The organism is Bartonella phoceensis (assembly GCF_902825145.1).
In the GTDB taxonomy this organism is placed as follows: Bacteria; Pseudomonadota; Alphaproteobacteria; order Rhizobiales; family Rhizobiaceae; genus Bartonella; species Bartonella phoceensis.
This window is the reverse complement of sequence record NZ_CADEAD010000001.1, coordinates 250,840-274,464: the sequence shown is the minus strand read 5'-3', so window position 1 is coordinate 274,464 and position 23,625 is coordinate 250,840. Positions and strand designations below refer to the sequence as shown.

Genomic DNA, 23,625 nt, shown 5'->3' with positions numbered 1-23,625 from the left:
GATTGAATAAAAAACAACTGGTTTCTTTTTTGGTTATTGAAATCTAAACAAAAACACATGACAAAATCCATCTTTCATGAATTATAATATTTTTCCGGGATTCATAATCCCTAAAGGATCGAGCGCTTTCTTAATCCCTTGCATAATATCCAACGCAACAGGTGATTTAAAAGTGCGAAGTTCCTCACGCTTAAGTTGACCAATTCCATGCTCAGCAGAAAATGCGCCTTGATAATGCATCACTAAACTATGAATGCTATGATTGATTCGTGACCATAACTGCAAAAATGCAGTAGTATCAGCTCCTACGGGCTGTGTAATATTATAGTGTAAATTTCCATCGCCCATGTGACCAAAACAAACTACCCGTGCACCTGGAATAATATCTTCAACAATATGTGCTGCCTCAGAAATAAAATCAGGAATAGAGGCGAGTGGCACCGCAATATCGTGCTTAATGGATCCTCCCGCTAATTTCTGGGCAGAGGATATACTTTCACGCAAATGCCAAAAAAAATCTTGCTGTTTTAACGATTGCGCAACAACTGCATCTTCTATCACTGCATCCTTTAAAGCTTCTTCTAAAATAATACTGAGTTCTGATAATGCCTCATCCTCATCCTTTAATGATGAAATATTAATCAATACATACCATTCATGTTCATATTCAAGAGGCGACCTCTCACACATCTTATAATCTAAAGCCATTTTCAGGCTAAGTTTTCCCATCAGCTCAAAACCTGTCAACATCCCCCCTCTACGACATTGAGCAAGAGAGAAAAACTCTAGAGCTTTAGCCGGGCTGCATAAACCAACAAAGGCAACTGCTTTTCCTTTAACCTTTGGAAAAAGCTTTAAAACTGCTGCTGTTATAACGCCTAAAGTGCCTTCGGCACCAATAAAAAGGTCTTTCAAATCATAACCACTATTGTCTTTCTTTACAAAACGTAAATCATCCAAAATACGGCCATCAGGCAAAACCACTTCCAAACCAAGACAAAGCTCACGCATATTGCCATAAGCCAAGACAGCTGTTCCTCCAGCGTTAGATGAAAGATTTCCCCCTATCTGGCAAGAGCCTTCCGAAGCTAAAGAAAGAGGGAAAAAACGATCTAATTCATCTGCTTTTTTCTGCAGGTCTTTTAAAACAACACCAGCCTCTACCACAGCAAAATTACCCTCAAGATTTATACATTTTATCTTGTTCAATCGTTCCATGGATAAAAGAACGCTGTTTCCTCTCTCATCTGGCTGTTGCCCCCCCACAAGCCCTGTATTTCCCCCCTGAGGCACAATCGGCGTACGTGTTTGGCTAGCCAACCGCATAATTGACGACACCTCCGCGGTAGAAGATGGCCGTAAAAGTAATGGTGTTTTTCCATGAAAAAGTCCGCGTTCTTCAAGCAAATAGGGTGCAATCAACGCCTGATCTGTTATAGCGTGCACCATACCAACAATTTCTATAAATTTCTCAATTAACGTCTGCTCCATCTTCATTTTTCCTTTGGAGCCGCAGCACGTATGAGACGATCATTAATAGCCTCACCTAATCCGTATGATGGAATAGGTTCTACAGCAATCGATCTCACCTTGAATGAATCCAATTCTCTCATGTATTGAAATAAATGAGAAGCGGCCTCGTCCAACTGTCCACTCTCGCTAAGATTTAAAACAGAAACAGCATTTTCAGCTCCCATAATACGTTTTCGACCAAACGCTAAAAGTGCTTCACTACTTTCCACCTTGTTCACATTTAAACGAATCGCGGCATTTGGTGCATAATGCGATTTTAACATACCTGGTGCCTCAATCGCAGCCCGCGGATCTATCCGTTTCAGCGATTTTCCAGCAATTTCTTCAATCTCTTCAGCCGAAAGCCCTCCGGGACGCAAAAGATAAATACCTTCACTACAAACCTTAACAATCGTTGATTCGAGACCTATTTTACAAGGTCCTCCATCTAGTATTAAAGGAATAACCTCCCCTAAAGATGCAAAAACAGCTTCAGCCGAAGTAGGACTAAGACGTCCAGATTGATTCGCACTAGGAGCAGCAAGAGGTCGACCAAAACATTCTACAATTTCTGCAAAACGACTATCTGGAAAACGGACAGCCAATGTATCCAAACCAGCAGTAGTTAAAGGATGGATATTATGCTGTATCTTTAAAGGTAAGACCAATGTCAAAGGACCTGGCCAAAATGCCTCCATGAATCGACGTGAAAGAAAATCAATTTCAACGTAGCGTTCCGCCATGTCGATACTACTTACATGAGCAATAAGAGGATTAAATTGTGGACGACTCTTTGCAGAAAAAATAGAAGATACTGCCCTTCCATTGGTTGCATCACCTGCCAATCCATAAACAGTTTCTGTCGGCAGAGCGACTAATTTCCCCTGTGCAAGAAGTGCAACCGCCTCCTTTATCGAAGCACTATTGAGAGGCAGAATTGTCATAAAATATCATCCTTGTAGCGCCCTTTAAGGGGTGCAAAACTATAACGATGTAATCCCACAACTGGTCCATATTTATCAAGAGCAGTACGATGTGCTAATGTTGCATAACCCACATGTTTTTCTAAACCATAACCTTTATAAACTTGCCCTGCACATTCCATCATCCGATCCCGCGTCACTTTAGCAATAATAGATGCTGCTGCAATTGAAATCGAACGTTGATCGCCTTTAATTAAAGCAGTTGCCGGACATGGTAGCTCAGAAGGAATATCACGTCCATCAATGAGTGCATAGTGAACTGGTATTGCTAATCCTGTAAGACAGCGACGCATGGCTTCTAAAGTTGCTTTTCTAATATTAGACTGATCGATTGTATGGGCACAAAGACTAGCGACTGAAATCGCTAATGCACTTTGTAAAATTTCGCTATACAATTTTCTACGTTGTAAAATAGAAAGTTTTTTTGAATCATTTAATCCCCTAGGAATATGGTCTTTATCCAAAATTACTGCCGCTGTCACGACAGGTCCAGCAAGAGGACCACGTCCCACTTCATCAACACCTGCTATATGAAAAAAACCCTGTTTCTGCAAATCCAATTCACATGAGAAATTTGGTTGAAACGATAAATTAAACATTTTTTATAAATCACAAATACAATAAAGCATATATCCATCTTTGCAGATGGCCTCTTTTCCGCAAACTCTACAGTAAAAATATTCCTTCAAACATTCTCATAAACTTTTGCATAAACACAAAAATACAAGAACACAATATGGATTCTTCTACACTGCTATTTGCTTCCTTTATTAAAATGCTAGCCTAGCCTAGCATTGCCAATTTAATCTAGAAAAATACTTATTCTATTGCTTAATCGCTCCATTCAATGTGATAAAATCGTTACCAAACAAAATTTTTATCCTTATATTTACTTCTCACAAATCTTTCCTAAAGTCATGATAGGCTTTACAAACCAACTTGGATGTACCGATTTAATAAAAAGAGCTGCTTTTTGAGCTGCTTGCTGATCTTTAAAAATACCAAAGCAAGTCGCTCCCGACCCAGACATACGAGAAAAAAGAGAACCACACGCATCTAATATAGATAATACTTCGGACAATTGAGGTGCAATTTTTAAAGCAGATACAAAAAGATCATTACGCGTTTCTTGTAAAGATTCAACCAATGAATCAACAGTTTTCAGCGCCGCCGGATCAATTTTCAAAGAAGAATGATTGTGCTTCTCCAAAGCCTTAAAAACAGCTTTCGTTGCAATCTGTTGACCGTGATTCACCAACACCATTGCAAGAGGACACGCCTCTTTTAATCGTATAATGTCTTGACCAATTCCTTGCACAAAAAGCGGCTGATGATATTCCAACGCAAGAAGACACATCGGTACATCAGCACCAAGTATTAAGCTCATTTCTGCCAATTTTTCACAAGAACAATTAAGATTCCACTGTTGACGTAATATGCTTATAATACCAGCAGCATTCCCTGAACCACCACCAATACCTGAAGAAATTGGTAACGTTTTAACAAGTTGAAAAAAAGCAGGCTTAGCATTTCTAGGAAATGTCTTGCACATGAAATCACGTGCACGAATAACCAGATTGTCTGAATAAGAAACAAGCCCCTTTGCAAATGGACCTGTTAAGACAAAATGATCGCCTTCACTAGGCGCATAACTTAGACAATCACCGTTGAGACTAAAATAGACCAAACTTTCTATTAAATGATAACCATCGGCGCGTTGCCCAACAACATGCAAAGCGAGATTCAACTTAATGGGTGTAAATATATAACAACGCTTTTTAAACGAAGCCCGTACATCTTGTATCATCTGACGTAATATTCACCCGTACAAGAATCCTTTACCAACGCGCCCCTTTTCCTCGTATTTTGCTTAAACTCTGTACAATAAACACTCTGTAATGTCCTCTGTAATCTTTTCCTAAACAAACAATAAACACGGGAAGCTATTATACACAATAAACTGAATGCAAACATTCGTATCATTTTAAGTTTTTTCTTTCTCACAACCGTTTTTAGGTAAAACTATTTACTTTCTTGATTCTCTCCCGAATTATACTCCCAGTCATAAACCATAACGTTGCCAAAGCGCACGTTCTTGTGCTGCCATTAACGCGCTATCAACTGCGGTATAAATTGTATAAGCCGCAACTCCTGAAGGAATTTTAGGCCCTAAAAGACTTTTTGGAGGTGTAATTAAGCGAAGCCTGGTATCATCCCCAAACCGCTCCTTAATAACAGATCGTACATCATTCAATCCATCAATAAGGCCAAGTTCAACGCCTTTCTTTCCACTCCAAAACATCCCTGTAAAAAGATCTGGATCATTTGATAACTTTGCTGCACGCCGTTTTTTAACCAAATCAATAAAAGTTTGGTGAACTTCAAGTTGCAAAGACTTCAAATGCTCAACATCTGTCTTCTTTTCAGGCTGAAATGGATCTAATGTAACCTTATTTTTCCCTGCTGTGTAAACACGCCGTTCAACACCAATTTTCTTTAAAAGATCAGGAAAACCAAAGGATGCTGAAACAACTCCGATAGAACCAACAATTGAAGAAGGATCAGCAAAAATTTCATCTCCCGCACAAGCAATCATATAACCACCCGATGCAGCTACATCTTCAATAAAGACAAGAACCTGTTTATTCTTTTCTTCTGCTAAATCACGGATACGCTTAAAAATAAAACGCGACTGCACAGCCGAACCACCGGGGGAATTGACAATGATTGCGACAGCCGGTGCCTTTTTATACGCAAAAGCCTTGTCTAAAAGATTTGCACACTTACCTAAAGAAAGTGTGCGTGCTATCGATGGTGTTGAATCTATAATTGCTCCCTGAAGGCGAACAACAGGAATTTCGAGTTTATTAGAACAAAAACGATGCGGAATAAGATTTTTGATAAACATCAAAACAATATCTCCTCAATGAGTATTAAATAAGCAAGAACAGCAAAAAGGAAGAACACGATAATATCCAAAAGCGCCAATCAATCCCCACATTGCAATTAAAAATAAAATTTCACACAAATCTAAAGTCTCCCTAAAATAAAGATTCATTTTAAATTTAAGCAATAAACCAGAAAACACAAGATATCATTTTAAAAGTTCCCATAAACTTATACGTCCGTTATTGATTGCATCAATCTGTGGTGAAAAAGCGTGACCATCATCCTCATGCATAACCAACGCAGGTAATACGGATAAAGACGCTCTGCTTCCCCGTTTTGCATAAAATAAAATACGAATTGCTACCGATGTCGCACGTGCATGAACAGGAATTATACAGATACCACCAAAGCGCCCTTTTAAAGCATACAAGATATCAGTTAGCGATTGCGGACGTGCAACTAATCCTAAACATCCACCTGGCTTAACAATTGCTGCCGCACTCCGCAACCAATTATCAAACATCGCTTCAGACATAACATGTGCCTCAGATTTTTGCTTATCAGGTGTTTTGCGATCCGCAGGGCTGTTAAAAGGCGGGTTCATAATAGCAAAATCAAAAGAGTTATCTGTCAACCCTGCTGTTAAACGATTTTTGCCTTTCAAAGTAACATCTGCTTCTAGCAAACAAATTCGCTCAGCGAGCTTTTCATTTTGTTTTAGCATAAGTGTCTTTTTTGCATAAGATGCCATAAAAGCTGATCGTTCAACCAACGTAACATGAACTTTCAGACAGCGCGAAGCAACTGCTAATCCTGCTGCACCAGCACCAGCACCTAAATCAACAACCTTTCCTTTTAAATTATTAGGAACCAAACTAGCTAATAACATAGCGTCCATGCCAGAACGATGACCATATTTACGTGGTTGAACCAAATAAAACTTTCCGCGATGAAAGCTGTCAATTGTTTCATCACTTTGATTCGTTATTTCATCCATTTGAAAACCTAATGTTCATCTTTAGTAAACTGTGCTTTTGCCTATCAAATGCTTTTTAAACAAAGCTGTTTCAAATTTTTTCTATAACTTCAAAACAACAATATTAAACAAGCTTAAAAAACATTCCTTACCGGTTATCATTTAAGACTTCTGTTTTAAAGTGCTATCAAAAGCTTGTATCAAAACAAAACCCCCTTTATGCTAGTAGAAAAAATAAAACTCATATCTGTCCATCGTAATACTCCAGGAGTAAACACATTGAGTGTAGCCACAAAACAAGATCAAACAAGAAATAATCAAATGTCTCTCCAATCTCTCATCAATCTTACCCAACATGATATGGAACGCGTGAATCAACTCATCCTCTCTATGGCGAAATCGGAGATTGAAATGATCCCGGAAATTTCTAACCATCTTATTTCATCAGGTGGGAAGCGGTTACGCCCAATGATCACATTAGCTTCCGCTCATATGTTTGGTTATCACGATCATGGGCATATAAAACTTGCTACAGCAGTTGAATTTATGCACACAGCAACTTTGTTACACGATGATGTGATTGATGAAAGCGATTTACGACGCGGAAAATCTACTGCACGAATGATTTGGGGCAATCAGGCAAGTATACTTGTGGGTGATTTTTTGTTGGGGCAAGCTTTTAAAATGATGGTCGATGTTGGTTCTATAGAAGCGCTCTCAGTCTTAGCAAATGCTGCTGCAATTATTGCTGAGGGTGAAGTTATGCAACTTTCTGCTGCAAAAAATATAGAAACCAGTGCTTCAGACTATCTTAAAGTCATCAATGCAAAAACAGCAGCACTTTTTTCAGCTGCCGCTGAAGTGGGGCCAATTATTGCTGGCTATAAAGATAAAGAGCGTTTTGCATTGCGTGAATATGGAACATTGTTAGGATTAGCTTTCCAATTGATTGATGATGCACTTGATTATGGTGGTACTACTCAACATTTGGGAAAAAATATAGGGGATGATTTTAGAGAAGGCAAAATTACAATGCCCGTTATTCTTGCATACACACGTAGCAATACGGTAGAAAAAGCATTTTGGAAACAAGCTCTTGAAAACGGCAATAATAATAATGAAGCCTTCGCTCACGCACAATACTTGATAGAAAAATATGATAGCCTCACAGATACAATAGAACAAGCACGCATTTATGGAACGCGTGCAACCGACGCTCTTGCATCAATGAATAAAAACCTTGCTTACAAAGCTCTTATTGAAACTGTTGACTTTTGTATTGCGCGTATAAACTGAATTATTTGTAAAAATCACAATATTTTTTAACAAAGTAATCGGATATGATCTATAAACCACAAAAACGACTGATTATCTTGAAAAGGATGAGTTCTATGTGCAGTGCAACAATATCCCGCTTTTTTACCCTTTTTATTGCGGGTGTCATGCTGATGTCATCCACTACCTACAGTAAAATAAACGCCCCTATAAATGCGTCTTCATTTACAGGTGCTTATCTGGCTGGGAGAGTTGCAAATCATGAAAATAAAACAGATCTTGCCATAGATTATTTTAAGCAAGCGCTCGTTTATAAACCTGATAACATAGAAACACAAAAAGAACTCCTTGAGGCCATGCTTTCCATAGGAACCTTTAAAGAAGCTATTGAACAAGCCCAAAAACTAAAGGCGCAAGGTATTACAACTCCTTTTGTTTCCTTAGCGTTATCTGTAGAAAGTCTTATCAAAAAAGACTATAAAAATGCCAAGCTTTTTCTACAATTAAAAGATCCTCCTGCACTTAATAACCCAATAGCTGAACTCATCGGTGCGTGGATAACATTCGGATCTGGACAAAAATCCCAGGCAATCGCTGATCTTGAAAAGCTCAAAGGACCTGGTTGGTATGACCTTTTCATACATTATCATCTCGCACTTATGAACGATCTTGCGGAACATAAAGAAACTGCAAAAAAATATTTTATTCAAGCGCTCAATAATAAACAAGGGAATCTTATAGCTCCTAATACTTATGAACGTATTATCATAGCTTATGCTTCATTCCAATTGCGCCATAATATGCGTAATCAAGCTCTTCAGACTCTTCTGAACGGCGAACAAATGTTATCAGGCCGAGAAGTGCTCAAAAATATCCGAGAAAAAATTGAAAAAAGCGCTTCCTTAGAAAGATTAGTTAAAACACCTCAACAAGGAGCAGGTGAAGTATTATACAACTTTGGAACAACCCTCAATCACAAAAACTCAGGACGAATTGCCCGTATTTTCAATCAGTTATCTTTTGCTTTATGTCCTCAAAATGACGCAACACTGTTTCAACTCGCACATCTTTCTGCTAAATTAGGCGATCCTCATCAAGCAATTAAACTTTACCAAGCTTTACCACCCAAATCTCCTTATTATAGAGATGGACAGCTTCAACTTGCATTTCTGCTTGCAGATTACAATAATTACAACGAAGCTATCAAATTACTGACCTCATTAAAGAAAAATTTCCCTAATGATCGTCCTATTCTGATAACGTTAACTGCCTTTTATATACAAGATAATAAATTTGTTGAAGCTATCCAAACCCTGAATCAGGCTATTACACAAATAAAAAATTTTCAACGAGATGATTGGAAGCTCTTTTATCAGCGTGGTATTGCTTTCGAACGGTTAGATCAATGGCAAAAAGCTGAAATTGATCTGCGAAAAGCACTTGAATTTTTCCCCAATCAACCGCAAGTCCTTAATTATCTAGCCTATTCACTTGTTGATCGTGATCAAAAACTTGAAGAATCACTTCATATGCTGCAAAAAGCTTCTACATTACAGGAGCAAAATAGTTACATTCTAGACTCTCTGGGATGGGCCTATTACAAACTCAAACAATATAACAAGGCTGTGCAAATATTAGAGAATGCTGTTAAATTGCAACCTGAGGATCCAACATTAAACGATCATTTAGGTGATGCTTATTGGCAAGTTGGGCGTAAACGTGAAGCAATATTTCAGTGGAATCATGCAATTGATGGAGAAGCAAAAGACTCCGATAAAATCCGAAAAAAATTGAAATTTGGCTTATAATCAACAACGATGCTTGACCATAAGCACATGAAACAATAGACAAGTATATAGAGGCTGAAATTCTTTTGGTCACTATCTATGGTCAAACATTAAAGAGTATAAAGCGTGAAATTGCCTGAATATCTTAATCCTAAATGTTCTTTTCAGGGACTTATTTTAACTTTGCAAAATTATTGGGCCTGTTATGGATGTGCGATTTTGCAACCTTATGATATAGAAGTCGGGGCTGGAACTTTTCATCCGTCCACAACACTGCGCTCACTGGGACCACGCCCTTGGAAAGTGGCTTACGTCCAACCCTCTCGACGCCCAACAGATGGGCGATATGGTAAAAATCCAAATCGTTTACAGCATTATTATCAATTCCAAGTGCTCCTCAAACCCTCTCCTCTCAATTTACAAGAACTTTATATCAAGTCGTTACAAGCCATCGGTCTTGATACAAAACTTCATGACATTCGCTTTGTTGAAGATGATTGGGAAAGTCCAACACTCGGCGCCTGGGGGCTCGGATGGGAATGCTGGTGCGATGGAATGGAAATTTCTCAATTTACTTATTTTCAACAGGTTTGTGGCATTGAGTGTGCTCCAGTTTCAGGAGAACTTACCTATGGGCTTGAGCGTTTAGCAATGTATATCCAGGGTATTGATAACGTCTATGATCTTAACTTTAATGGTTTGGATGGAGAAAACAAAATAAGTTATCGAGATGCTTTTTTACAAGCAGAACAGGAATATTCATACTATAATTTCGAATTTGCTAATACCAGACTGCTACACCAGCATTTTATTGATGCAGAACGCGAATGCATTGCACTCCTTGAAGCTGGAAAACCAAATAAAAAGAATAGTCAACATCTGTGTGTTTTTCCAGCCTATGATCAATGTATTAAAGCCAGCCATATCTTTAATCTTTTGCAAGCACGTGGCGTCATTTCTGTAACTGAGCGACAAAGTTATATTCTTCGTGTTCGCGATCTTGCACGCCGCTGTGGAGAAGCTTTTTTACTTACAGGAGCTGGTCAAATACACACTAAAGGAGAAGCCTAATGTCCGATCTCCTTCTTGAACTTTTCAGCGAAGAAATCCCTGCACGCATGCAACGAAAAGCTGCGGCAGATCTCAAAAAATCTGTTACAGATCAACTTATAGATGTAGGTTTGACCTATAAAGCTGCTCGTGAGTATTGGACACCTCGTCGACTAACATTAGACATACGCGGTCTTTCTATACGCTCAAAAGATATCCATGAAGAACGGAGAGGTCCTAGTACAAAATCACCACAGCATGTTATTGATGGATTTCTACGCTCAACAGGACTGAGCAATATTTCTGAAGCACACATTGCGCACGATAGTAAAAAAGGTGATTTTTATATCGCTAAAATCATAAAGAAAGGTCGAAAGGCAGAAGAAATTATTGCCGATATTTTACCGAATATTATTCGAAACTTTCCATGGCCAAAATCTATGCGTTGGGGCAAAGATTCAGCAAAGAGTGGAGCATTAAAGTGGATTCGACCTTTACAAAACATCCTTTGCATCTTCGGCCCAGAAATTGGTGAAACATATGTCGTTCCATTTACCGTTGGTTCTCTCAAAAGTAATAATATGACCTATGGTCATCGCTTCTTAAGTGATGGAACCCCCTTTCAAGTCCGTCGCTTTGAGGATTATATTACCAAACTTAAAACCCACAAAGTTATTCTCGATGCAGAAAGGCGAAAAAATATTATTTCGGCAGATGCTCAAAATCTTTGCTTTGCAAACGGTTTAGAATTGGTTGAAGATAATGCTCTCTTAGAAGAAGTCGCCGGACTTGTTGAGTGGCCTGTTGTGCTTATGGGGAGTTTTGACAAATCTTTCCTTGATATTCCTCCAGAAATTATTCGCTTAACCATTCGCGCTAATCAAAAATGTTTTGTAACCCGTAAACAAGGCGAAGAGACTAAACTTTCTCATCATTTTATTCTCGTTTCTAATATCTTTGCAAGTGATGAAGGAAAAGAAATTTCTAAGGGAAATAGTAGAGTCGTCCACGCTCGTCTTTCTGACGCACTCTATTTTTGGCAAACAGACCAGCGTGATTTGCCCGATATAAAACACTTGGAATCTTCGGTCAAAAAATTTGATCTTGATTTAAAAAAACCTCTCGATCAAAGAATGGCACGACTTGATCACTTAAATGTAACATTTCATGCAAAATTAGGTACGCAGGGTGCAAGAGTAGAGCGTATCGTAGTCCTAGCACAAAAAATTGCCCCTTTGGTACAAGCAGATCCACTGTTAGCTAAACGTGCAGCAGTGCTCGCAAAAGCTGATTTGCAAACCGAAGTTGTCGGAGAATTTCCTGAATTACAAGGACTTATGGGACGAAAATATGCCCTTCTTCAGGGCGAAGATCCTCGCGTAGCTGAAGCAATTGAAGATCACTATAAACCCCTAGGACCAACAGATCGTATTCCGAAAGAACCTCTTGCTATAACAATTGCACTAGCCGATAAAATTGATATGCTTGTTGGTTTTTGGCTGATTAATGAAAAACCAACCAGCTCAAAAGATCCCTATGCATTAAGGCGGGCAGCATTGGGAATTATTAGACTTGTACTTTTGCATGACTGGAAAATAAATCTTATGCCACTGCTTCATTTGGCAGCAAACCTTTTCCTACAACAAAAAATTAAATATGAGATATATCACAAAGAAGATATGCAAGCGCACAATCTATTTCTAGAAAAAATAGAACATATTTTATCAGATCTGTTAGCTTTTTTCCATGAACGTTTGAAAATCTATCTAAAAGAGGAAGGCGTTCGTTATGATGCTATTGAAGCAGTCTTAAAGGAAGATGTTGATGATTTTTTATCAGTCACACGTCGCGTCGAAGCACTCATTGCTTTTATCAATACAGATGATGGAAGCAGTTTTTTAGCCGCTGTGAAACGCACGGCAAACCTTCTTGAAAATGAGTTCCAAAGAGATACAATAACAACAAACGAAATTAATTCTGGGCTTTTTATTGAAACAGAAGAAAAACAACTCTATCGAGCAATCATTGAAATAGAAAGCAAGATTCCTGATCACATCAGTGCAGCAGACTTATCCCACACACTCAATACATTGGCACCGCTTGGAAAATTTATCGATACATTTTTCGAAAAAGTATTGGTGAATGATAAAAATCCCAGTATTCGCACCAACCGTCTCGCTCTTCTCAAACGTATCCGTATCATTATAGAAGCGGTAGCAGACTTCTCAAAACTTATAATCTAAAATGAAATACTCTATAAATTGGAAAAATGATAAAATAAAATTCTTCTCTTTTTTAGCATGAAACATTCTGAGAAAATTCCAATATAAGGTTTGAAACAATTTTAAGTCATTGTAGAATTTATAGTATAAATAACAATTCATAAAAAAGCCGTGCAAATCATAAAATAGACATATATTGATTTACAATGATAATCTATCGTTTTACATATTAAAATAGAATATAGTATAAGTCTCCCCTACTTTAAACTCTCTCAATATGAACAGAAAACCGTCTACTTACACTTCACAAGGGGAAGAATATAGACAAAACTATTTAAGAAAAGAATAAATACGGCCTTTATGTATTGTCTAAATGCAAGAGCAATCACAACATTTTAAACCAAACTACAAAATGAAGATTCTACCCTTGTACCTTCATAAAGTAAAAGTAAAAACAATGATACCCTTTGATATCCTGCCTTATAACCCTTCACACAGGCAGCATTAATGAACATCGCACACACACTTTTATAAAAGTCATATGAATGAATCATAATTGAAAAATGATATTAAGAACCGCAGACATTTTTCTTTAAAACTAAGTATACAAATGAATACCACAAGATAAGGCTAAAAGAAACAACACTCTCAGCACTGAAAAGAAGCTCTACTGCTGAAGGATCAATTCTTTGAATGCCTCAATTACCATTAATTAAGATACGTTTTCACCTTGATAAGGGATTCTTCACTAAGAGACTCTTTAATAAGTTCATTTGCTTTATTAGAATCCAACTCTTTTGTAATAAGCGTACGGGCAACAGAAACCGCTAAATCGATTGCAGATGAAGAAACCATACGTATCGCATCAGCTTCTGCTTGAGCAATTTTTTGTTCTGCTAATTTATTGCGATTCTTTACATATTCCTCTGCTTTTGTACGAGCTTCAGCAATAACAGCTGCAACTTCATGCTTAGCTGCTGCAATAATCTCTTGGGCATCCTTCTCTGCTTCCACATGTTTGCGCTGATATTCAGCAAGCACCTCTTGTGCTTCCTCACGAAGACGAAGAGCTTCATCAAGCTCATCTTTGATACGTTTTGCTCGTGCATCAAGGTGACAGACAGCCATCTGCGGAATTTTGAAATAGACTAAAAGAGCCAAAAAAAGAACTAACCCAACAAAAGCCCAAAAAGTATCAGTCATTTTTATATCCTTTAGTAATCTGCAGCTTTAATAGCTGAACGAACTGACTCTTTGTTAACATCAACATCAATCAATTTTTTTACAATTTCAAGGGCTACTTCTTCAGCAATTGAGCCAACATTTTGCATAGCTTTATCTCGTATTTTCGCTATCTTTCTTTCAGCATCTGTTAACTTTTTCTCTAAACTTGCTTCAATTTCCTTTCGTTCAAGCTCAGCCTTTTCTTTTATTTCCTCACCAGCAGCCTGGGCTATAACATACGCCTGAGAACGGGCTTCTGCTAATTTGCGCTCATAAGTTTCAACTACGGTATCTGCTTCCTGTTTCATACGCATTGCCTGATCCAAATCAGATGCAATTCGATCCCGACGTGTCTCAATAACACCGCCAATACGTGGTGCAATCACACGAGAGATGAAGAGATAAAAAAGCCCAAAAGAAATTACCAACCAAAAAAGGTGTGAACCAAAATGTACAAAATCGAAAGGTGGAAATACACGATCTACATGCTCTGCTGCATTCTTGATATGTCCTATCGATGTTTTAGTGGTCTGTTCATAAGTGCCGGAAACCAACATCCTCTTTTATCCTTCAAACAACTTACTAAAGCTCTTTAAACTGATGACAATTAACTCATGTTTCTTCTACTAAAGCCAAAGGGGTATGCCTACCTCTCGTATAGAAAATCGACATACCCTTCTTAAAGCCGATTAAACCGCAAAAAGAAGTAACAAAGCAATGAGCAGTGAAAAAATACCCAAAGCTTCTGTAACAGCAAAACCAAAGACTAGGCGGCCAAATTGACTATCGGCTGCTGATGGATTGCGTAATGCACCAGAAAGATAGCTACCAAAAATATTTCCCAGACCCAAAGCTGTCCCTGCCATACCAAAGCAAGCAAGACCAGCACCAATATATTTTGCTGCAAGCACTAATTCCATATTATTCTCCTTTAAAGCGAAATTGCACCATTTGACGGAAAACCGCCAGTTTTATTAATGTCCTGGATGAACTGCATCATTAAGATACATACAAGTTAAAACCGTAAAGACATAAGCTTGAAGAAATGCAACCAAAAATTCAAGAGCGGTAATCGCTACGGTCATAATAAGTGGTAAAATCGAACCGCCAATACCTACGACCCCTACCCCAATCATTGAGACAACAAAACCAGAAAATACTTTGAGGGTAATATGACCAGCAAGCATATTAGCAAAAAGACGAAGTGAAAGACTGATAGGACGAGAAAGAAAAGAAATAACCTCAATCATCGTTACAAGAGGTAAAATCATCACCGGTACACCACTGGGAACAAACAGTTTCAAAAAACTGGTCCCATGTTTATAAAAACCATAGCAAATCACCGTCAAGATTACCAACATCGCCAGCGAAAATGTGATCATAATTTGAGAAGTAATCGTGTAAAAATAAGGGAAAAGGCCAATAAAGTTAGCAACCAAAATAAAACTAAACAGGGAAAAAACTAAAGGAAAAAACTGCATTCCCTGCACACCAGATGATTCTCGCAAAGTTGACGCTACAAATTCATACGCCATTTCTGAAAGAGACTGCATTCGTGTTGGAACCAACCCGCGACTTGATGATGAAATAAAGAGAAAAACTGAGGTTAGAACAACTGTAGCCACTATAAACAATGATACATTTGTAAACGACAAATCCATATTTCCTATAGAAATCTTAATTAGCCGCGAAACCTCAAACTGATGGATAGGATCTGGAGCGTGCGATGTCACTTTAACCTCATTTATCGGACCTCTCATCGGTCCCTTTACCTTGGCGCAATACGCCTTTTTGCCCTAACTGACTGGGGGTAACATAGCCCACAGACCGAAGAATACTCAATATACCAGCAGCAAATCCAAGAAAAAGAAAAAATATCAATCCCCATGGTAATGAACCTGCTATCTTATCAAACCCCAGCCCCAAAACAGCACCAACAATAACACTCCCCAGAAACTCACTGGAAAGCTTAACCGCATACGCAATTCTCCCTTTTTTCTCTCCCCCCCTCTTTTTATAGCTCTGCTTCTTTAATGCTTGTTTACGCATTAAAGCTAACCCTAAGTTCCTACTACGACATTCTAAATCCTCTGAATGAAGACAGCTCTCTGGCTTTTTTCCTTCAACTTCCTTCAGTGGCATAACGGGCCCTTCACCCTTTGCCATAACCAAGCTCCTTAGTCAAAAAGCAGAGTAAAAACGTATCTCTCAAAACCGTAAGCATCATATTGTTCACGAATTTATTCGTCAAGACGCTAAAAGAGATCTATCACAATATTATCGCAAAATAATATCTCTTCCAATTTTATAAATCTCCATCACTCATATTTTTAAATAATAACCACTGCCTGCAGAAAATCCGTTGCTACATCATCTTTAGCAAACTCTATCTGTCCTCAAAGCCATAACTCTGAAAATATAGTGAGAAAATATCCTTCAGAAATATTGTACATTTCATCCATCGTTAATAAATAAAAAATGGCACCAATAAGACTTCTATTTCTTTTAATGCATAATAGAAGTTTAGGATCGAGACACGTTATGCGATAGATTTACGTAAACACGATTTTTAATATGCTTACTACACCACTTTGTACAACTGTAATCAATTTTTTTAGTCTTTTTCTCTACATTTAAATATTGATAGATTTAGAAAAAAATTTTGTTTTTGGTTTAAAAGGTCAGACGTAAAATAAGCATACCTATCGAACAATTATAAATACTAAAAACTTCCTTCATACAAGCCCGTGCCATAACTATTTCTTCTAGCCTCCAGTTATTGTACCTAATCCGCATTAAGATAATTCATTAAATAAATTGTATTTTTTTCTCAAACAATTTTAATTCACACATTACTTCCCTTTATAACATATGAATAAAAGATCTCTTTGACTCCGAATTAAGAGAAGTTGTAGTATAAAAGTATTACCGTATTCGATGTCTCTATTCACTACAACGATAAATCATTTTTGTAAATCAATCTATTACTTTATAAAAAAGCATATTTTTTAAACCGGTTCTCAAATGTAGATTTCATTCACTTAAAAAATAGAGAAAAATTATTTCTTTTTGGAACGTGGTGCAAAAGGATTACCAGATGCCCGTAATGATATACGAATTGGTACACCAGGCATATCAAACGTATCACGTAATCCATTGGAAAGATAACGTAAATACGATTGAGGCATTACTTTTGGTAGCGAACAAGAAATTACAAATCCAGGAGGACGTGTTTTAACTTGTGTTATATATTTAACCTTAAGCCGACGTCCTGAAATTGCAGGTGGTGGGTGATGCGCAACGACCGTTTCAAGCCATCGATTCAATTTCCCCGTGGAAATACGACGATTCCATATACGATGCATCATAATGACATTTTCCATCAATTTATCAATCCCGTGACCATATTGACCCGATAAAGGAACGGCTCTTAAACCACGAACCTGCGGGAGAAGGTGGTTACATTGTTCATGTAAATTAATCAATGTCGCCTGACTATTTTCAACAAGATCCCACTTATTAAAACCAATAAGTGGAACCCGCCCTTCACGAATCACAAGATCAGCAATTTGTAAATCCTGCTTTTCAAAAGGTGCAGTTGCATCCAAAACAATTACTACCACCTCTGCGAAACGAATTGCGCGTAAAGTATCAGCAACGGAAAGTTTCTCTAATTTTTCTTGAATTTTTGATTTTCGACGCAAACCTGCAGTATCAAAAAGTTTAATATAACGACCACGCCATTCCCAATCTACAGAAATAGAATCACGTGTAAGCCCTGCTTCAGGACCTGTTAATAAGCGATCTTGTTTCAACATACTATTGATGAGGGTTGACTTTCCCGTATTTGGGCGACCCGCAATTGCAATTCGAATAGATTTACTGTCATCGTAAACAAATCCCTCATCCTGCAAAGCATCCACATCATCACCAAAAGATGCAGGTTGTACAGCAATATATTCTTCTTCCTCATTGCTTTCAAAAGCCCGCTCCCTCCCAACAGCATCTATAATCGCATCACGAAGATCCGTAAGCCCCAAACCATGCTCAGCAGATATTAGACAAGCTTCGCCCAAACCTAATGACCACGCTTCATATTCTCCCCCTGTAGCTGCCTTTGACTCAGACTTATTGGCAACAAGCACTATTGGTTTGCCTGATTTGCGAACCAATGAAGCAAAATTTAAATCGCTCGGCGTGATCTCGCTTTTTGCATCAAATACAAATAAAATAAGATCCGCTTCATCAATAGCAGCTTTTGTATGAGAACGCATACGGCCTTCAAGTGTATGATCACCTGCTTCTTCTAGCCCAGCTGTATCAATCACATCAAAACGCAGATCTTGAAGTTTTGCCGCATGAATACGCCGATCACGCGTAACACCTGGCTTATCATCAACCAAAGCCAATTTTTTCCCAACCAAACGATTAAAGAGTGTTGACTTACCAACATTAGGGCGACCAACTATAGCAATGGTAAGGCTCATAAATTTATTCCTTATTCACCTTGCCCTCAGCTTGTATAAGCTCAAGCATAATTCGAGCCCGATCTATCACTTTTGATCCTAAAGCACCTTCTTGAGAAATTTTTTGAAAATAATCGACTGCTTCACCCACTTTATTAGCTTTATATGCTGCTAAGCCCAAAGCCTCTCTTGCAGACATACGCATAGGATCAATATCATTCGCCATATCTTTGACGCGCTTTTTGACATCATCAAAGGTCCCTGTATCAACTAAAATATAAGCCACCCGAATTTTTGCAACTTTTTGTAAAATCTGCGGTGCTGCTTCATCAGCTGCAACAGAATCAAAGACTTCCACCGCTTTAACAACATCACCTTTCTCCATCAGTAAAGAAGCCTCACGTAAACGAGCAAGAAAAGGATACCCCCCAAAGTTAGAGGCTTTAACATCTTCCAATTGCTTTATTGCTTCGTCAAAATGACGTGCATCTGCAAACTCAAGGCTTTTGACAAATGTATCACCGATATGACTGGCTCTCTTTATTTGTTCCTGATGATAAATTTGATAGGCAACGATCATCAGTATAAAGAGAATGACTGCCCCAATCATCGAAAAACCGTAACGTCTCCAAAAAGCAAGAGCCTTTTCCTGACGAAATTCTGCATTAACTTCAGCAATAAAACTATCATACGACATATATCATACCTTGAAAAAATTACTTTTCTGAGCTTTTACGCATAAATGGACAAAGATGGTAGTCCTAATTCACTAAAAAACTTAAAACTTCTCACCCGTTGCCTTAAGTCAATGCGCGCCATCTGAATCGACGCGACTTTTTTACAACTGTATCAATAAAAAACGATGTAACAGTCTTTTTGTTTAGATTGTAGTGCATATATCTTTATTTATTCTGTAAAAAATTATCACTGCCTTCAGCTCTATCATGTATGTTGCCTATAACTTCAAGAACTATTTGAGCCTCCTCCTCATTATCACACAGAAGCAATCACCTTTAAAAGCTTTAAGATCAATAGTTATATATTGCATTTTTCAAAACTCTTAGTTGTAGAATCGCAGTAGAAAAGCAATTTACTAAAAAAATCTTTACTCAAAGAGATATCACTTAATTTCCATAATTGAAAATTTCTATAATAAAATAAACAAATTGTATTCTTAAAATGAAAGAAATGTTGGAGCTTTATGATAGAGCGCAATTCAAAATCCAAACCTTCAGCAAAACTCTTTGCATAAATATATCTCTTCAGCTTGTCTTTATCTGATTGGTGACTTTTTAGATTGATACTCATAATTTCTAAAATACTTCATTGTAATGGCCAAATCCACATAAGCATTGGGACAGCAACAATGACTATTAACACCGCCAACGGAGCACCAAAACGTGGGTAGTCACTAAAACGATATCCCCCCGGTGCCATCACGAGCATATTACTTTGATGTCCAATAGGTGTAAGAAACTCACACCCCGCACCAATTGCAACAGCCATCAGAAAAGCTTCCGGCCTATAATGGAGAGAATGAGCAAAACTTGACGCGATTGGTGCTACCATCATAACTGTCGCTGCATTATTCAAAAATGGCGTTACCAACATGGCTGTCACCAACATAAGTGCTAATGCACCAGATGGTGGGAAAGATACCGCTAATTGGCTAAGCCACTGACCTATAAGATCTGTACATCCTGTCTTCTCTAGCGCTTCACTTACGGGAATAAGAGTTGCTAATAAAACTAATATTTGTCCATCTAATGCTTGATACAAATCACGCGCTGGCAAAACGCGAAAAATAACCATTGTAGCAGCAGCAGAAAAAAAAGAAAAGGCAACTGGTACAATATGAAAAGCTGTACAAATGATCGCTATAAAGAGAATAACCAAAGAGACGAAACCATGCCGTAAATTACCAAATACAATATTACGTTTGGCTAAGGGCAAACATTTCAATTCCCGTAACAAATTTGGAATAACCATATCCTGCCCTTGCAAAACAATCACATCTCCAAGATGGAAAACAATATCGCCAAGCCTTCCCCGCACCCTTTCATGCTGACGACTTAATGCGAGAAAATTTACATTATAGCGATCAAAGATCGAAAATTCTTTCGCACTCACACCAATAAGAGGCGAATTATGGGTGACAACTGCTTCAATAATATCGATGTCGCTATCCTTATCGCCCGCAGAAAGAGTGCGACCCGTAGAAAATTCTAAACGAGCAGAATTCATCACACTATCTAACCCTGTATGCGAACCTTCTAGCAAAACAATATCGTTTTCAGACAAAACAAAATCTGGTAATGGTGAAATAGAGGCTTTGTTTCTAATGATTTGAATCACCATGACATCACCACCCGATGGCTTAACGAGATCAACAATGGTTTTTCCTATAATCGGTGAATTTGTTGGAATATGCACTTCTGAAACATAGTTGCGAATATCGATTGCATCATCAAACGATACCCCTGAACGGACACGCACAGGCAAACGCCAAGAAAAAAAGATCAAATATAATACACCAGCAGTAGCAATAGCTGCACCAACCGGTGTAAAATCAAACATAGTAAAAGGAGCCCCCACTAAACGTTCCCGCATAGCTGAAATAACAACGTTAGGAGAAGTCCCTATCTGTGTCATAAGACCACCCAACAAAGAACCAAATGCCATGGGCATTAAAAAGACAGAGGGTGAAACCTGAGAACGACGAGCAAATTGAAAAGCAACTGGAAGCATGATAGCCAAAGCACCAATGTTTTTAACAAACATTGACAAAAATACTACAGAAATAACCAAAAAAGCCAATTGAAGGCGCACTGATTTCACATCTGGCCATATCCGTTGGATGATAAATTCCATTATACCAGAACGCGATACAGCCGTACTGACAACAAACACACTCCCCACAATGATAACAATATCATTACTAAAACCGCTAAACGCCTCCTTCGGGCTCACAAGGCCAACGATACAAGAAATCAATAATGTACAAATAGCGACAAGATCATAACGGAATCGATCCCAGATAAAAACAACCATCATAAGACCAATGATAGAAAAGGCCATTATTTGATCTTCTGTCATAATACCTATCTCTCCCCATTAAATGACAATGAATAACATATACGCCTCTTTATTAGCTGTTCCAATAAACAGCAGCAATATAAAAGTAAACATGAGTATATTTTAGAATAATTGAAAATGGTAAAAATTATGACCAGCATATCATTCTCTCTGCCTATTATATGTGCTTGTTATAAAATCCTGAAATTAAAGAAAATTGGTGACATTTGATAAAAGCGTATTGTAAAAAAGATGAGAATGACTCTACATGATATAAAAAAGGGTGAAAGTAGATTGTTAAAATCAATGCACACGATGTCTAAAATTTTGTTGTTGCTTTAAGAAATTCATCTCCATCCTCATTAAAGAGTAATACAAAGCGAAAGAAGAAATGATGGCTAATCTTAATAGTGGATATCGAAGTAATCTAAAATACTGGCTAACTTGTATTCTTGGATTTATTGCTATCTTAGCGATTATAGTTGTCGGTGGATTCTATATAACAAAGCCTTATCTTGACAGTTTTGTCAGACGAGAAATAGCCCGCCATTCTATCAAAGCACAGACATCTGAAATTAGTATTCTAGGAAAAATTAATTTGACAAATGTTACGCTCCCAGTTCCTTCAGGTACATCACTTAAAATTGGTGCTATTTCTGCCCGCCCTCCTATTTTTTTTATTCCTGGAACCTTCACACTCTATGATGTTGATTTAAGATATAATAATAAGCATAACGATATTCGTATAAAAATTCCCCAAATTTCTCTCAATAGCATCCTTTTAAAAGAAAAAGATCGCAAAATCACACCGCATCTTTTGCAATCCATTATGCGCATTGATATTTCCTCAATCATCGCTCCAAATATACAGCTTTCTGTATACAATACAAATAAACGCGTTGAAAAATTTGAGATAAAAGATTTTCAGCTTTCTGGTTTTAGAAATGGTCATATTCGTTCTGTTGACATCAAAAATATGGACCTTGAAGCGATCGTTGTAGATGGTGACAAACAGATACCTCTGATGACTAAAAGTGGTGCAATAGAAGCACATGATATTGATATAAACTATTTCTATGCTCTTCTTCTGGGAAAAGGTAAGTCTGTCAATCAATTAAAAAACATTACTGGTCCTATTTCTCTAAAAAATCTAACAGTTAATATTTTTGAAGGAAAAGAGAAAAATATTTCTCTGACTGTTGGTGCATTGAAAACATCTGGTTTTAAAGTGGGATTGTCAAAACAAACACCTCAACAATTGGTTGATGCTTACTTGAATACACAAGAAAAAAATGATCCTGTAGCTGAAAAAAAAGCAATACATAATATTCTTATAAATAACTTCTCTACCGTTACTTTATCTGATACAGAAGTGCGTAACTTTTCCCTTGACACACCACAGTTTAAAGAAACTCTTGATTCACTTGAATTTAAGCAAAGCTTATGGAAACAGCCTATACCAAAAAAACTTTTTATCTCTTTTAACAACCTCTCAGTTGTTTCTAAAAAAATGAACGAAAAAGATTTAGATTTGCTCAAAAAGCTCAATCTTGAGCGCTTTGATTTTTCGGGAAAATTAGATATTTCTTATGATGAAAAAAAACGTATGCTTTTTCTTAATACAATGTCTTTTATAAAAAATGTTGGATCTGGAGAAATATCAGCACAGGTTGTTAATGTTGATGAAAGGCTTTTTTCTGCTCAAAAAGACTTAATGATTGCTGCTTTTCAAGATATTGGTGTTACGGATATTGGTATCCGCTATACGGATGTTGGTTTCATTGATAAGCTTTTTTCTTATCTTGCACAAAATCTTAATGACAAAAAACATGATCTCAAAAAAGAACTTTATGATAATTTCTATCTGATGATGACACAAAGCCCAAAAATATTTTTAAAAGATTATGATAAAGCTGAAAATATTTCAAAATCTTTAGGTGAATTTGCCAAAAATCCACAAACATTGATCATTAAAATTAAAGCGAAAGACAACAATGGTTTCACAATAACGGATCTTGGATATATCTTACAAAATGATTTTTCCACAGCTTTGAGCAAACTACATCTCACTGTCAAGAATGAAATCTCACCTTAAAAGACATATCCAGCTCTCAATATGATGATCTTGTCTATAAATTTAAGTGCTTTATTCCCCTTTTTTCTTTT

The 23,625-nt window shown here is 37.5% G+C and carries 19 protein-coding genes; 5 read left to right on the top strand and 14 right to left on the bottom strand.

Annotation, left to right across the window (positions count from 1 at the left end):
- Window positions 1-81 precede the first annotated feature (81 nt).
- The 6 genes from J7R07_RS01290 to J7R07_RS01265 all read right to left on the bottom strand — a co-directional run bounded on the left by J7R07_RS01290 (window position 82) and on the right by J7R07_RS01265 (window position 6,381).
- On the bottom strand, window positions 82-1,491 hold the full coding sequence (locus J7R07_RS01290) for an FAD-binding oxidoreductase (protein WP_208435126.1): 1,410 nt from the start codon (window positions 1,489-1,491) through the stop codon (window positions 82-84).
- Window positions 1,492-1,493: 2 nt separating this feature from the next.
- Complete coding sequence (locus tag J7R07_RS01285; protein ID WP_208435125.1) at window positions 1,494-2,456, bottom strand: L-threonylcarbamoyladenylate synthase; 963 nt, start codon at window positions 2,454-2,456, stop codon at window positions 1,494-1,496.
- A complete protein-coding gene (locus J7R07_RS01280; RefSeq protein ID WP_208435124.1) occupies window positions 2,453-3,094 on the bottom strand; it encodes a ribonuclease HII in 642 nt (213 codons plus the stop codon). The genes J7R07_RS01285 and J7R07_RS01280 overlap by 4 nt, the downstream gene beginning before the upstream one ends.
- 290 nt (window positions 3,095-3,384) lie before the next feature.
- A complete protein-coding gene (locus J7R07_RS01275; protein WP_208435123.1) occupies window positions 3,385-4,302 on the bottom strand; it encodes a 4-(cytidine 5'-diphospho)-2-C-methyl-D-erythritol kinase in 918 nt (305 codons plus the stop codon).
- A gap of 255 nt (window positions 4,303-4,557) precedes the next feature.
- Window positions 4,558-5,403, bottom strand: coding sequence for a S49 family peptidase (locus tag J7R07_RS01270; RefSeq protein WP_208435122.1), 846 nt, complete (start codon window positions 5,401-5,403; stop codon window positions 4,558-4,560).
- A gap of 186 nt (window positions 5,404-5,589) precedes the next feature.
- Complete coding sequence (locus tag J7R07_RS01265) at window positions 5,590-6,381, bottom strand: tRNA1(Val) (adenine(37)-N6)-methyltransferase (protein WP_208435121.1); 792 nt, start codon at window positions 6,379-6,381, stop codon at window positions 5,590-5,592.
- Window positions 6,382-6,579: 198 nt separating this feature from the next.
- Here J7R07_RS01265 and J7R07_RS01260 point away from each other — a divergent pair, with 198 nt between their 5' ends.
- From J7R07_RS01260 to glyS, 4 genes are all read left to right on the top strand, one after another.
- A complete protein-coding gene (locus J7R07_RS01260) occupies window positions 6,580-7,656 on the top strand; it encodes a polyprenyl synthetase family protein (protein ID WP_208435120.1) in 1,077 nt (358 codons plus the stop codon).
- Window positions 7,657-7,751: 95 nt separating this feature from the next.
- Window positions 7,752-9,443 carry a tetratricopeptide repeat protein gene (locus tag J7R07_RS01255; protein ID WP_208435119.1) on the top strand — a complete coding sequence of 564 codons (1,692 nt, stop codon included), beginning with the start codon at window positions 7,752-7,754 and terminating at the stop codon, window positions 9,441-9,443.
- Between the two features lie 105 nt (window positions 9,444-9,548).
- On the top strand, window positions 9,549-10,493 hold the full coding sequence (locus J7R07_RS01250; RefSeq protein ID WP_208435118.1) for a glycine--tRNA ligase subunit alpha: 945 nt from the start codon (window positions 9,549-9,551) through the stop codon (window positions 10,491-10,493).
- Window positions 10,493-12,715, top strand: coding sequence for a glycine--tRNA ligase subunit beta (gene glyS / locus J7R07_RS01245; RefSeq protein ID WP_208435117.1), 2,223 nt, complete (start codon window positions 10,493-10,495; stop codon window positions 12,713-12,715). The genes J7R07_RS01250 and glyS overlap by 1 nt, the downstream gene beginning before the upstream one ends.
- 687 nt (window positions 12,716-13,402) lie before the next feature.
- Here glyS and J7R07_RS01240 read toward each other — a convergent pair.
- The 8 genes from J7R07_RS01240 to J7R07_RS01205 form a co-directional block, all read right to left on the bottom strand.
- Window positions 13,403-13,897, bottom strand: coding sequence for a F0F1 ATP synthase subunit B (locus J7R07_RS01240; protein ID WP_208435116.1), 495 nt, complete (start codon window positions 13,895-13,897; stop codon window positions 13,403-13,405).
- A gap of 11 nt (window positions 13,898-13,908) precedes the next feature.
- On the bottom strand, window positions 13,909-14,475 hold the full coding sequence (locus J7R07_RS01235; protein WP_208435115.1) for a F0F1 ATP synthase subunit B: 567 nt from the start codon (window positions 14,473-14,475) through the stop codon (window positions 13,909-13,911).
- A 132-nt stretch (window positions 14,476-14,607) separates the two neighbouring features.
- Window positions 14,608-14,838 (bottom strand): F0F1 ATP synthase subunit C, encoded by a 231-nt coding sequence (locus J7R07_RS01230; RefSeq protein WP_006589457.1) that lies wholly within the window; start codon window positions 14,836-14,838, stop codon window positions 14,608-14,610.
- Between the two features lie 54 nt (window positions 14,839-14,892).
- Window positions 14,893-15,651 carry a F0F1 ATP synthase subunit A gene (locus J7R07_RS01225; protein ID WP_208435297.1) on the bottom strand — a complete coding sequence of 253 codons (759 nt, stop codon included), beginning with the start codon at window positions 15,649-15,651 and terminating at the stop codon, window positions 14,893-14,895.
- Window positions 15,652-15,658: 7 nt separating this feature from the next.
- The gene (locus J7R07_RS01220) at window positions 15,659-16,084 is read right to left on the bottom strand and encodes an AtpZ/AtpI family protein (protein WP_208435114.1); all 426 of its coding nucleotides are present in this window, start codon (window positions 16,082-16,084) and stop codon (window positions 15,659-15,661) included.
- 893 nt (window positions 16,085-16,977) lie between these two features.
- The gene (gene der / locus J7R07_RS01215; RefSeq protein WP_208435113.1) at window positions 16,978-18,405 is read right to left on the bottom strand and encodes a ribosome biogenesis GTPase Der; all 1,428 of its coding nucleotides are present in this window, start codon (window positions 18,403-18,405) and stop codon (window positions 16,978-16,980) included.
- A gap of 4 nt (window positions 18,406-18,409) precedes the next feature.
- On the bottom strand, window positions 18,410-19,081 hold the full coding sequence (locus J7R07_RS01210; protein ID WP_208435112.1) for a DUF2659 family protein: 672 nt from the start codon (window positions 19,079-19,081) through the stop codon (window positions 18,410-18,412).
- 626 nt (window positions 19,082-19,707) lie between these two features.
- Window positions 19,708-21,480: an SLC13 family permease gene (locus J7R07_RS01205; RefSeq protein ID WP_208435111.1), complete on the bottom strand. Its 1,773-nt coding sequence runs from the start codon at window positions 21,478-21,480 to the stop codon at window positions 19,708-19,710.
- A gap of 373 nt (window positions 21,481-21,853) precedes the next feature.
- Between J7R07_RS01205 and J7R07_RS01200 the strand changes: the two genes are divergently transcribed.
- Window positions 21,854-23,554 (top strand): hypothetical protein, encoded by a 1,701-nt coding sequence (locus tag J7R07_RS01200; RefSeq protein ID WP_208435296.1) that lies wholly within the window; start codon window positions 21,854-21,856, stop codon window positions 23,552-23,554.
- The last annotated feature ends 71 nt before the right edge of the window (window positions 23,555-23,625 follow it).